Source organism: Psychromarinibacter sediminicola (genome assembly GCF_029168335.1).
GTDB classification, from domain to species: Bacteria; Pseudomonadota; Alphaproteobacteria; order Rhodobacterales; family Rhodobacteraceae; genus Psychromarinibacter; species Psychromarinibacter sediminicola.
In genome coordinates this window covers 34,670-46,746 of the sequence record NZ_JARGYC010000038.1, presented here as the reverse complement: position 1 = coordinate 46,746, position 12,077 = coordinate 34,670, and the positions used below count along the sequence as shown (strand labels likewise).

General features: G+C 68.0%; 11 protein-coding genes. All 11 read right to left on the bottom strand.

Translation table 11 applies throughout. The features are described from left to right. Positions 1 to 66: 66 nt before the first annotated feature. The 11 genes from P1J78_RS14610 to araD all read right to left on the bottom strand — a co-directional run bounded on the left by P1J78_RS14610 (position 67) and on the right by araD (position 12,076). Positions 67 to 972, bottom strand: a complete 906-nt coding sequence (locus tag P1J78_RS14610; RefSeq protein WP_275568112.1) for a 5-dehydro-4-deoxyglucarate dehydratase — start codon at positions 970 to 972, stop codon at positions 67 to 69. An 82-nt stretch (positions 973 to 1,054) separates the two neighbouring features. Further along, positions 1,055 to 2,563 (bottom strand): aldehyde dehydrogenase (NADP(+)), encoded by a 1,509-nt coding sequence (locus tag P1J78_RS14605; protein ID WP_275568111.1) that lies wholly within the window; start codon positions 2,561 to 2,563, stop codon positions 1,055 to 1,057. A gap of 14 nt (positions 2,564 to 2,577) precedes the next feature. Next, positions 2,578 to 3,717 carry a fumarylacetoacetate hydrolase family protein gene (locus tag P1J78_RS14600; RefSeq protein ID WP_275568110.1) on the bottom strand — a complete coding sequence of 380 codons (1,140 nt, stop codon included), beginning with the start codon at positions 3,715 to 3,717 and terminating at the stop codon, positions 2,578 to 2,580. Between the two features lie 61 nt (positions 3,718 to 3,778). After that, positions 3,779 to 4,237 carry a nuclear transport factor 2 family protein gene (locus tag P1J78_RS14595; protein ID WP_275568109.1) on the bottom strand — a complete coding sequence of 153 codons (459 nt, stop codon included), beginning with the start codon at positions 4,235 to 4,237 and terminating at the stop codon, positions 3,779 to 3,781. Then, positions 4,234 to 4,962, bottom strand: coding sequence for an RraA family protein (locus P1J78_RS14590; protein ID WP_275568108.1), 729 nt, complete (start codon positions 4,960 to 4,962; stop codon positions 4,234 to 4,236). The genes P1J78_RS14595 and P1J78_RS14590 overlap by 4 nt, the downstream gene beginning before the upstream one ends. Next, positions 4,959 to 6,497, bottom strand: a complete 1,539-nt coding sequence (locus P1J78_RS14585; RefSeq protein ID WP_275568107.1) for a D-arabinonate dehydratase — start codon at positions 6,495 to 6,497, stop codon at positions 4,959 to 4,961. Before P1J78_RS14585 ends, P1J78_RS14590 begins: the two co-directional genes overlap by 4 nt. A gap of 112 nt (positions 6,498 to 6,609) precedes the next feature. Then, positions 6,610 to 7,329, bottom strand: a complete 720-nt coding sequence (locus tag P1J78_RS14580; protein ID WP_275568106.1) for a ribonuclease activity regulator RraA — start codon at positions 7,327 to 7,329, stop codon at positions 6,610 to 6,612. A gap of 10 nt (positions 7,330 to 7,339) precedes the next feature. Then, positions 7,340 to 8,251: a dihydrodipicolinate synthase family protein gene (locus P1J78_RS14575; protein ID WP_275568105.1), complete on the bottom strand. Its 912-nt coding sequence runs from the start codon at positions 8,249 to 8,251 to the stop codon at positions 7,340 to 7,342. Next, positions 8,248 to 9,135, bottom strand: coding sequence for a phytanoyl-CoA dioxygenase family protein (locus tag P1J78_RS14570; protein WP_275568104.1), 888 nt, complete (start codon positions 9,133 to 9,135; stop codon positions 8,248 to 8,250). The genes P1J78_RS14575 and P1J78_RS14570 overlap by 4 nt, the downstream gene beginning before the upstream one ends. Next, complete coding sequence (locus P1J78_RS14565) at positions 9,132 to 10,331, bottom strand: L-talarate/galactarate dehydratase (RefSeq protein ID WP_275568103.1); 1,200 nt, start codon at positions 10,329 to 10,331, stop codon at positions 9,132 to 9,134. The genes P1J78_RS14570 and P1J78_RS14565 overlap by 4 nt, the downstream gene beginning before the upstream one ends. Continuing rightward, a complete protein-coding gene (gene araD / locus P1J78_RS14560) occupies positions 10,331 to 12,076 on the bottom strand; it encodes an L-arabinonate dehydratase (protein ID WP_275568102.1) in 1,746 nt (581 codons plus the stop codon). Before araD ends, P1J78_RS14565 begins: the two co-directional genes overlap by 1 nt. Between the last annotated feature and the right edge of the window lies 1 nt (position 12,077).

Here is a 12,077-nt window from a genome sequence, read left to right as displayed (position 1 = left end):
GGGGGATTTCATCCCCCCGGACCCCCCTGAGCGTATTTGCAACGAGAAGAAGCGGCGGGGCGCGCCCTATTTGCGGTCGGCGATGAGGGCTTCCATCATGTCGAACTCTTCCGCCGTGAGCGAGGTGAGCGGCGGGCGGACCGGGCCGGTGTCGAAGCCGCGCAGCTTGACGCCCGCCTTGATGGCCGAAACGGCGTAGCCGGTCTTGCGGTCGCGGATCTTCGCGAACGGGTAGTAGAAGTCGCGCAGCATCTGTTCGCAATGGGCGTCGTCGCCGGCCTGGAACGCCTTGTGGAATTCCAGTGCGGTTTCGGGGACGAAGTTGAACACCGCCGAGGAATAGGTATCGACGCCGGCGCCGCGATAGGCCTGGGCGAAGAGCTCGTGCGTGGGCATGCCGCCGATATAGGCGAGGCGATCCTCCAGCCCGACGGTGATGCGCTTGACGGTGTCGATGTCGCCGGTGCCGTCCTTGAAGCCCACGAGATTGGGGCAATCGTCGGCCAGCCGCTTGAGCGTTTCCGCCGAACAGACGGACGAGCCGCGGTTGTAGACGATGACGCCCATGTTCGTGGATTTGCAGACGGTGCGGATGTGCTGTTCGATGCCGTCCTGGGGCGCGCCGATCAGGTAATGCGGCAAGAGCAGGATGCCGTCGCCGCCGGCGGCCTCGATCCCCTGTGCCAGCTCGCAGGCGAGCTTGGTGCCGTAGCCGCAGCCGGCGAGGATCGGTGCGTCGGGCTGGGCGGCCTTGGCGGTCTTCACCACCTCGACGATCTCGGCGGGCGTGAGCGAGAACATCTCGCCCGTGCCGCCGGCGACGATCAGGCCGGAGACGTCGTACTGGCCGAGCCATTCGAGATGGGCCGTGAAGGCGGTTGCGTTGAAGTTGTCGTCCGCGTCGAAGGGGGTGACGGGGAAGGAGAGCAGGCCGGAGCGAATGATGCCCTGAAGCTCGGACGGGGAAAGCATTTGGGTGTCCCTTGGTTCGTGGTGTCTGGAGGCCGGACAGAAATCGGCCCGCCCCGATCGGACGGGACGGGCCGGGAAAGGCTTATTTCAGGTCGCCCGGCAGCAGCGCGTCGGGGAAGTTCTGGTAGCAGACCGGCCGCAGGAAGCGGCGGATCGCCAGCGTGCCCACGGATGTGGCGCCGAAGTTCGTCGAGGCCGGATAGGGGCCGCCATGGACCATGGAATCGCAGACCTCGACGCCGGTGGGGAAGCCGTTGACCAGCAGGCGGCCGGCCTTGCGCTCGATCACCGGCATCAGGCGCTGGGCCACGTCGGTGTCGCCGTCGTCCATGTGCAGCGTCATGGTGAGCTGGCCGTCGAAGCCGCGCGCCAGCGTCTCCATCTCGTCCGGGCCGTTGACGCGGACGACGAGGCCGAGCGGGCCGAAGACCTCTTCGCCCAGCGCGTGGTCCTGCAGATAGGCGTCGGCGCGGGTCTGGTAGAGGTTCGGGTTGGCATAGCGGCCGTCGCTGTCGGTGACCATGACGGGTTCCACCGCGTTGCGATCGTCGAAGCGCGACTTGCCGGAGCGGTAGGCGTCGGCGATGCCGTCGGTCAGCATGCATTGCGTCTGCACGCCCTTCAGCGCCTCGGCCGCGGCCTGCACGAAGGCGTCGCCCTCGGCGCCCTCCTGCACCACGGCGATGCCGGGATTGGTGCAGAACTGGCCGGCGCCCATCGTCAGCGAGCCGGCCCAGCCCTCGCCGATGGCCTTGCCGCGGGCCTTGGCGGCCTCGGGCAGTAGGAACATCGGGTTGACGGAGCCCAGCTCGCCGAAGAACGGGATCGGCTCGGGGCGCTGGGCGCAGAGGTCGAACAGCGCACGGCCGCCGCCGAGCGAGCCGGTGAAGCCGACGGCGCGGATGAACTCGTTCTGCACCAGCGCCTGGCCCACGTCACGCTTGCCGCCCTGGATCAGCGAGAAGACGCCGGGATGCAGGCCCACGGCCTTGATCGCGGCGTCGATGGCCTGGGCGACGATCTCGCCGGTGCCGGGATGGGCGGAGTGGCCCTTGACCACCACGGGGCAGCCGGCCGCCAGCGCCGAGGCGGTGTCGCCGCCGGCGGTGGAGAAGGCCAGCGGGAAGTTGGAGGCGCCGAAGACGGCGACGGGGCCGATCGGGCGCTGCACCATCTTCAGGTCGGGGCGCGGCGCCGGCTGCCGGTCGGGCAGCGCCTCGTCGTGGCGACGGTCGAGGTAGTCGCCCTTCAGGATGTGGTCGGCGAACAGGCGCAGCTGGCCGGTGGTGCGGCCGCGCTCGCCCTGCAGCCGGGCCTCGGGCAGGCCGGTCTCGTGGGTGCCGATCTCGGTGATCTCGTCGCCGCGGGCCTCGATCTCGTCGGCGATCTTGTTGAGGAACTCGGCGCGCTTTTCGCGGCTGGCATAGCCGTATTCCCAGAACGCCTCTTCCGCGGCGGAGCAGGCGGCCTCGACATGGGCCGGGGAGCCCACGGAATATTCCTTGCCTTTCCCGTCGACGGGGTCGGACTTGAACGTGTTGTCGCCCATGACCCAGTCGCCGGCGATGAGGTGTTTCCCTGTCAGTGTCATTTCGCGTCCTTTCGTTACAGCAGGTTGCGGCCGGCCAGGTTGCGCATCAGCGCGGCCAGCCCGAAGGTCCATTCCGGGCAGTCGGTGGACAGCCGGACGGTGTTCGTAAGGCGACCTAGGCCATCGCAGGCGATGGTCACGCGGTCGCCGATATGGTGGGTAAAGCCCTGTCCGGGCTCGTCCCGGTCCTCGGTCGGCGCGAAGAGCGTGCCGAGGAACAGCATGAAGCCGTCGGGATACTGGTGGTGACGGCCGATGGTCTGGCACACGAGGTCGGCCGGATCGCGGCTAATCTTCGACATGTCGGAGCGGCCGTCGAGCGTGTAGCCGTCGGTGCCCTCCACCCGGAGGGTCAGCCAGGCGTTGCGCACGTCGTCCAGCGTGAAGCCGTCGTCGAACAGGCGGATCATCGGGCCGATGGCGCAGGAGGCATTGTTGTCCTTGGCCTTGGACAGAAGCAGTGCCGAGCGCCCCTCGACATCGCGCAGGTTGACGTCGTTGCCGAGCGTCGCGCCCTGGATCGTTCCGCGCGCGTTGACCGCCAGCACGATCTCCGGCTCGGGGTTGTTCCATTTCGAGATGGGGTGCAGGCCCACTTCCGCGCCGGTGCCGACGGCGGAGAGCGTCTGCGCCTTGGAGAAGACCTCGGCATCGGGGCCGATCCCGACTTCGAGATACTGCGACCACATGCCGAGCGCGATGAGTTCCTGTTTGACCTTTGCGGCCTGCTCGGAGCCGGCCTCGATCTGGTCGAGACTGTCGCCGATGCTTTCCGAGACGCGCTTGCGGATCTCGTCGGCCTTGGCCGGGTCGCCGGCGGCCTGTTCCTCGATCACCCGTTCGACCATGGACTGGGCGAAGGTGACGCCGCAGGCCTTGATCGCCTGCAGGTCGCAGGGGGCGAGGAGATGCGGGCCGTCCGGGGTCGCGGTTGGGCCGTCGAAGTCCTCGGGCGGGCCGAGCGGGTCGCCCGGCGCGCTGCGGACGTGCCCGGCGGGGTCGTCCATGTCCAGCACGTCGCGCACGGTGGGCGCGGTCTTCGACGTGATGTCGACGAGCTGGCCGTCGCGGAGGGTGACGACGGCGGGGCCGATTCCGGGCCGCCAGACGCGGCCGAGCCAGAGGCCCTGTCGTTCCGATTCGTTCAGTTCCATCCCTCGTCCTCCTGTGCCGCGCGGACCGTCTCAGAGTGCGGACCGTGCTGCAAGCGATGCGTCAGTCCCGGCCGGGAACCTCGGGGGGCTCCATGTGAAACCCGCGGGTCGCGTAGTCGAACCCGTGCAGCGCGTTCACCGGATCGGCCTTGTTCACCGGGCTGGCGTAGTAGGCGCGGATCTCGACGATCCTGGTGACGTCGTCGTTGAAGACGTACCACTCGTCGCCGCGCAGGACCTCGCCGATGGCGGTCTTCCAGTGGGTCCATTCGATGACCGCCTCGCGACCGTCGGGCGTGGCGAGGATCTTCTCTATCGTCCATTTAGAGCCGAAATTCTCGACGCACCACACCCAGCCGTCGGCCACGGCCTGTGCCCCGCGCCACGGTGCGCCGGGGAGGCCCGGCGGGAAGTAATGCGTGCCGTCGGGCGTGAAACAGTCGATCAGACCCTGCCGGTCGGCGGCGTTGCACATGTCGAAGTAGTGGCGGATCAGCGCCTCGGCCTTCCGGGCTGTCACGGCGTATTCCTCCCGGCTTTCCAGGCTTCGTATTCGGTCAGCGTCTCGGCGCTCGCAGGGTAGGTGCCCCAGAGCGGCGCGCCCGCGTCGATCTTGGTGAACAGGAAGGTCTCGCGCAGTTCCTGCTCGGCGGCCTCTTCGGCCAGCTCGGCGGCGATGGCGCGAGGGATCACCGAGACGCCGTCGGCGTCGCCCACCACGATGTCGCCGGGATAGACCGCGACGTCGGCACAGCCGATCGGCAGCTGCATGTCGACGGCGCGGTGAAAGGCGGGCCGGGTGGAGGCGGTGTTGGCGCGGCAGTAGGCGGGAAAGGGCATGGCGGCGATCTCCGTCCCGTCGCGGAAGGCGCCGTCGGTCACGGCCGCGGCGACGCCCTTGCGCATCATGCGGGTCATCAGCATGTTCCCGGCGCTGGCCGCGCGGGGGTCGTTCCGGCTGTCGATCATCATGACCTGGCCTTCGCCGATGGCCTCGACCGCTTCCCACTGCATGTTGTCCTCGCCGCGCTTGTGCAGATCGGACAGGTCGTAATCCCTGTCCTCGCGCGACGGGATGAAGCGGAGGGTGAAGGCCTCGCCGGCGAAGGGGCCGGCGGCCTTGTTGAGTGGCGCGAGGCCCACAAGAAACTGCTGCTTGAAGCCGCGCTTGAAGAGCTGGGTGGTGATCGTGCCCTGGCTGCATGTCTTCAGCTTGTCGAGCGTATCGGCGGCGATATCGGTCACGACAGAACCCCGATCTGCCACGGGGCGAACTCTTCCTCGCCGACGCCCAGCAGTTCCGACTTGGACGGCGCGCCCGAGGCGGTGGCGAGGATCTTGGCGAAGATCTCCTCGCCCATCTCGTCCAGCGTCTTCGTGCCGTCGATCACCTGGCCGCAGTTGAGGTCCATGTCGCCCTGCATCCGGGTGTACATCGGCGTGTTCGAGGCCAGCTTGATCGTCGGCGCGGGGTAGGAGCCGAAGCAGGAGCCGCGGCCGGTGGTGAAGCAGATCAGGTTGGCGCCGCCAGCGATCTGGCCGGTGGCCGAGACCGGGTCGAAGCCGGGCGTGTCCATCAGGACGAGGCCCTTTTCGGTGACCGGATAGGCGTATTCGTAGACCGCGTTGATGCCGGTGGAGCCGCCCTTCTTGGCGCCGCCCAGCGATTTCTCGATCACGTTGGCCAGCCCGCCTTCCTGGTTGCCGGGGCTGACGCGGCCGTTGATCTGGGTGTCGCGCCCGGCGTTGTAGTCGAGCCACCAGTCGATGCGCTCGATGAACTTGCGGCCGATCTCTTCCGATTTCGCGCGGGCGGTCAGGGTGTGCTCGACGCCGTAAAGCTCCGAGGTTTCCGACAGGATGGCGGTGCCGCCGTGGCGCACGAGGATGTCCACCGCCTTGCCGAGCGCGGGGTTGGCCGACAGGCCCGAGAACCCGTCGGAGCCGCCGCATTGCAGGCCGATGGTGATGTGTTCGGCGGAGGCGGGTTCGCGCTCGATCCGGTTGGCTTCCTCCAGCATCTCGCGGATGACGGCCTTGCCCTCCTCGATCGCGGCCTTGGTGCCGCCGATCTGCTGCATGGTGACGGTGCGCAGCATCTTGCCGGTGTCGAGGCTTTCGGCCTCCATGAATCTCTGCAGGTTGTTGCGCTCGCAGCCCAGCGAGCAGACCAGCGCGCCGGCGGTATTGGGGTGGCGGATATAGCCGGCCAGCGTGCGGCGCAGGAGGTCGAGCGGTTCGCCCGTCTGTTCCATGCCGCAGCCCTGTTCGTGGATGAAGGCCACGACGCCGTCCACGTTGGGATAGTCGGCGAGGCGCTCCTCGTCGAAATAGCGGCTGATCATCCGGGCGACGGTGGCGGCGCAGTTCACGGTGATGAAGATACCGATCATGTTGCGCGTGCCGTAGCGGCCGTCGGCGCGGGGGTAGCCCAGGAAGGTGGCGCGCTCGTTCTCGGGCAGGAGTTCGACCGCCACGTAATCCTGCGCGTGGCGGTAGTCCTTCTGGACCTCGTCCATCAGCACGTTGTGGGCGTGCAGCCAGTCGCCCGGCGCGATGTCCTCGCCGGCGAAGCCGATGGTGGTGTTGTATTTCAGGACCGGGTCGCCCTTGGCGATGGGCCGGGTGGCGAGCTTGTGGCCCACCGGCACATCGTGGTTCGTGGTCACGCCCTCGGACGGAATCGAGACCCCGGCCGCGATGTCCTCGCGCGCCACGACGACGTTGTCGGCGGGGTCGAGGCGGATGACGGGGGATCTGGCGAGCGTTTCGGTGGTCATGCGGTCCTGCGTGGATCCTGAGAGCAGGATTTTCTAGAAAATCCTGCATGTTCAAAATCTTCTAGAAGATTTTGCCGGCCACGATCTTCTAGAAGATCGTGTGGCGTCGGGCCTAGCGGTTGTTGGCCTTGCGCCACTCGGCGAACTTCTCCAGGTTTTCCTCTTTCGTGGCGGGATAGAGACCGATGATGGTCGCGCCGCCCTTTACCTGCTCCACGACGAAATCCTCGTAGGCGGTCATCTCGACCGCCTCCTCGGCGACCTCGTCGGCAAGATGCGCCGGGATCACGATGACGCTGTCGTCGTCGCCGACGATGATGTCGCCCGGAAACACCGGCGCGTCGCCGCAGCCGATCGGGCAGTTGATCTCGATGGCCTCGTTGATCGTCAGGTTGGTGGGGCTGGAGGGGCGGTTATGATAGGCCGGCATGTCCAGCTCGCCGATGCGCATCGCGTCCCTGAACCCGCCGTCAGTGACGACTCCGGCGCCGCCCCGGACCATCAGCCGGGTGATCAGGATGTCGCCGGCCGAGGCGGCAGTGGCGTCCTTGCGGCTGTCCATCACCATGACGTGGCCCGGCGGGCACTCCTCGATCGCCTTGCGCTGCGGATGCTCGGGGTTGCGGAACACGGCCAGCGTGTTGCGGTCCTCGCGCGCGGGCATGTAGCGCAGGGTGAAGGCGGGGCCGACCATGTTGACGCCCTTGGCCTTCACCGGATGCACGTCCTGGATCACCTGGTTCCTGAGCCCGCGCTTGTAGAGCGCGGTGCAGAGCGTCGCCACGCTGACCGTCTTGAGCTTTTCCAGCGTTTCCGATTTCACGTCCGTCATTTCCGTTCCCTCAGCTCGCAGCCCGCGCCAGCAGGCCGTTTTCATCCATGAAGACCCGCAGGCGCGCGGTCTGGTCGTCGGTCAGCGGCCAGGCGGCGGGCGGGCGGACGCCGCCGCAGTCCTCGCCCATCATCGCCAGCGCCGCCTTCACGCCGGGCACGTTGGCGCCGCCCTGTTCCTCGGCCCTGATATCCTCGAACACCTGCATCTGTGCAATGAGGTCGCGGGCCTTCCGGTAGTCGCCCGCCTCCAGCGCCTCGGAGATGGCGACAGAGCGTTCGGGCCAGACATTGATCAGGCCGGAGGTGAAGCCGCGCGCGCCGACGGCGTAGAAGCTGGGCGCCCAGACCTCGGCCAGGCCGCCGACCCAGACGATGTCGTCGGGCGAGGCGGCGATGGCGGCCTTGAGCTTCATCGGGTTGGGCGTGGCCCATTTCACGCCGACGACGCCGGGGATCTCGCAAAGCGCGGCGATGGCGTCGGTGCCGATGGCGTCGTTGCGCAGGTAGAGGATGAGGGGCAGGTTCTGGCCCGCATCAGAGACGGCTTTCACGTAATCGACCACGCCGCGCGGCGCCACGAACGGGTCGGGCGGCTGGTGGATCATCAGCGCGTCGGCGCCGGCCTCGGCGCTGGCCTTCGCCAGCCGCATCGCGTCGGGGATGGCGCGGCCGACACCGGCGACCAGCGGGCAGCGGCCCCGGATATGGTCGGCGGCGGACTGCACCATCGCGACCGCCTCGTCGGTCGTCAGCGAGTAGAACTCGCCGGTATTGCCGTTGGCCGTCAGGATGTGGACACCGGCCTTCAGCGCCCGCTCGACGATGGGCGCCTGCTTCTCGGGCGCGATGGCGCCGTCGGCGTCGTAGGGGGTGGCGAGGATGCCGGAGATGCCGGTGAGGGCGCGGGTCAGGTTGGTCATTGATGTACCTCGAACGAGCGTTTGCCCATGGCCTTCTGGATTTCGTAGATCGACCCTTGGGTCGGCGGTTTCGGCAGCGGCACGCGCACCGGCACCTCGGCCATGCGCGGCTCCAGCGTCGGGGTGCCGCAGAGCATCCGCGCGTCGAACTCCTCCAGCGAGGCGGGGTGCGGGTGCTGGCCGAAGATCGGGAAGGCGTCGGCGGCCATCATCTCGAAGAAGACGATCCGGCGGTCGCGGGTGGAGCGGTTCAGCGCCGAGCCGTGCAGCACGCGGCCGTGATGGATCGAGATCGAGCCGGCCGGGCCCATTAGCGGCACCGCGTCGGCCATGTCGATCCCTTCGGCCTGCAGGTCCACGGCGCCGGCGAAGTAGCCGTTGTGGTGGTGGTTCAGCACCGGGCCGCGATGGGTGCCGGGCATGACCATCAGCGGGCCGTTCTCCTCGGTCATGTCGTCGATCAGCAGGCCCACGGCGAGCACGTCGTCGTTGGTATAGGGGTAGAACGCCCAGTCCTGGTGCCATTCGACCGCGGCGCCGTAGCCGGCGGACTTCATGTTGAGCTTGGTCGTCTGCAGGCGGACATCCGGGCCGATCAGGTCGCGCACCGGGGCGAGGATGTGGTCCGAGCGCATCAGCTCGTCCACCGGCTGCGACTGGGTGTGGGGCAGCTTGACCCGGCGGATGCGCGGGTCGTCCGGGTTGTGGCTGTCCTCCAGGTCGATGCGGTCGTCGGAGGCGGTCATGCCGCGGGCGAGCGCGCGGAAGCGGTCAATCTCGGCGCGGATGCCGTCCATGATCGCGTCGGGGACGCGGTTTTCCAGGATCAGATAGCCTTCGCGGGCGTAGAAGTCCTGTTGCTCTGGGGTGAGTACCTCGGTCATGGGCGGCCTCCTTCTCCGATGTCCTGGCTGGCCACGGTCCAGTCGCGGGCCTTGGACGACAGCGTCAGGCCGAGGCCGGGGCGCGTGGGCACCGCGACGCGGCCGTCGGCGATGTCGAGCCGTTCGTCGAACAGCGGCTCTAACCAGTGGAAATGCTCGATCCACGGCGCTTCGGGGAAGGCCGCGGCGAGGTGGACGTGCAGCTCCATCAGCCAGTGCGGGGCGATCTGGATGCGGTGGGCCTCGGCCATCGCCATCGCCTTGAGGAACGGCGTCACGCCGCCGATTCGCAGGGCGTCGACCTGGCTGACGTCGCAGGCGGCCTGTTGCGCCAGCTGGATCGCCTCGGTCGGCGAGGTCAGCATCTCGCCGGTCGCGATGGGCGTGGCGAGGTTGCGGGCGAGGTCCGCGTGGCCCTCGAAATCCAGCGCATCGAGCGGCTCCTCGATGAAGGCGAGGCCCATCTCGTCCACGATCCTGCCGAACTGCAGGGCGTAGGCGCGGTCCCATTGCTGGTTGGCGTCGACCATGAAGGCGATGTGGTCGGGCAGGTGGTCGCGCATCGCCTGGATACGCTTCAGGTCCTCCTGCCCGTCGGGCTGGCCGACCTTCATCTTGATGCCACCTATGCCGAGCCCGATGGAGCGGTCGGCGGCCGCCTTCATCTCGTCGACCGACGCCTGCAGGTACTGGCCCTGGCTGTTGTAGATGCGCATGCTGTCGTGATGCGCGCCAAGGAGCTTGGCCAGCGGCAGGCCGGCGGCGCGGGCCTTCATGTCCCACAGCGCCGTGTCGAAGGCGCCGATGGTCTGGTAGGACATGCCGCCCTGGCCCAATGAGTTGGTCTGCCAGCGCAGGCGTTCCCACAGGCGGCCGATGTCGTTCGGGTCGTGGCTGAGGATGCGGTCGGCCACCTCGCAGGCCAGCGCGAACATGCCGGACCCGCCGGCGCGCAGGGTATAGGCGAAGCCCATGCCGCGGTGGCCGTTTTCCGACACCGCCTCGCAGGCGAGGATGTCCACGGCGGAAAGCGGCGACTGGCGCCCCGTCAGCACCTTGGCGTCCGACAGCGGATTTTCCAGCGGCAGGACGATGTGGGACAGGGTTATGCCCGTCAGCGCGTCCTGGGCGGCGGCCCGGTCGGGCGCGCCGCCGAAGGGTCGTCGGGCAGCGATGCGGCGGGTCGACAGATCCATCAGAAGATCACCGGCTCGTCCACGGGCTTGCCGAATTCGGTCTTCAGGAAGTCGAAGTCGCAGCCCTTGTCGGCCTGTTCGATATGCTGCGTGAACATCCAGCCGTAGCCGCGTTCATAGCGGGGCTCCGGCGGGGTCCAGGCGGCCTTGCGCTCGGCCATTTCCTCGTCGCTGATCTTCACGTGCAGCGTGCGGTTGGGCACGTCCAGCTCGATGATGTCGCCGTTCTGCACCAGCGCCAGCGGGCCGCCGATATAGGCCTCGGGCGCGGTGTGCAGGATGCAGGCGCCGAAGCTGGTGCCGGACATGCGGGCATCCGACAGCCGCACCATGTCGCGGTGGCCGTCCTTCAGGAGCGCCTTGGGCATCGGGATCATGCCCCATTCCGGCATCCCCGGCCCGCCCTGGGGGCCCGCGTTGCGCAGGATCAGCACGTGGTCGGGGGTCATCGGGTAGTCGGGGTCGTCGATGATCTTTTTCAGCTCCGGGTAGCTGTCGGCGACGATGGCCGGGCCGGAATGCTTGTGGAACCGCGGATCACAGGCGGCGGGCTTGATGACCGCGCCGTCGGGGGCGAGGTTGCCTTTCAAGAGCGCCAGCGAGCCCTCCTTGTAGACCGGGTTCGACAGCGGGCGGATGACGTCGGGGTTGTAGTTCTCGGCCCCTTCCAGCGACACGGCCATTGGCTGCCCGGTCACGGTCATCGCGGTCAGGTCCAGCTTGTCGCCCAGTTCCTTCATCAGCGCGCAAAGACCGCCGGCGTAGAAGAAATCCTCCATCAGGTATTCCTTGCCGGAGGGCCGGACATTGGCCAGCACCGGCACCTCGCGGCTGAGCCGGTCGAAATCGGCGAGCGTCCAGTCGATGCCGGCGCGGCGGGCCATGGCGATCAGGTGGATGACGGCGTTGGTCGAACAGCCGGTGGCCATGGCGACGGTGGTGGCATTCTCTGCGGCCGTCTTGGTGACGATCTTGTCGGGGGTGAGGTCTTCCCACACCATCTCGACCGCGCGGCGACCGCAGGCGGCGGACATGCGCTTGTGGTTGACGTCGTTGGCGGGGATCGAGGAGGCGCCGGGCAGGCAGAGGCCGAAGCCCTCGGCAATCGCGGTCATGGTCGAGGCGGTGCCCATCGTCATGCAATGGCCGTCGGAGCGGGCGATGCCGCCCTCGATGCCCTTCCATTCCTCGTCGGTGATGGTGCCCGCGCGCTTTTCGTCCCAGTACTTGAAGGCGTCGGTGCCCGAGCCCAGGATCTTGCCCGCGTAGTTGCCGCGCAGCATCGGGCCGGCCGGCAGGTAGATGAACGGAAAGCCCCAGCTGAGGGCGCCCATGACCAGCGCCGGCGTGGACTTGTCGCAGCCGCCCATCAGCACCGCGCCGTCGACCGGGTGGGCGCGCAGCGTCTCCTCGACCTCCATCGCGCCCATGTTGCGGTAGAGCATCGAGGTGGGCTTCAGGAACTGTTCCGAATGCGAATGCACCGGCAGCTCCATCGGCATGCCGCCGGCCTGGAGAATCCCGCGCTTCACCCATTCCACGCGGTCCTTGAAGTGCATGTGGCACGGCTGTGCCTCGGACCAGGTGTTGATGATGCCGATGATCGGTTTGCCGTCCCAGTCCTCGTGGGACAGCCCCATCTGCATCGCGCGCGACCGGTGGCCGAAGCTGCGGAAGTCGTCGGCGGCGAAGAACCGGGCCGAGCGCAGGTCCTCGTAGCGTTTGACGTGCTTGTCGTCTTTCATC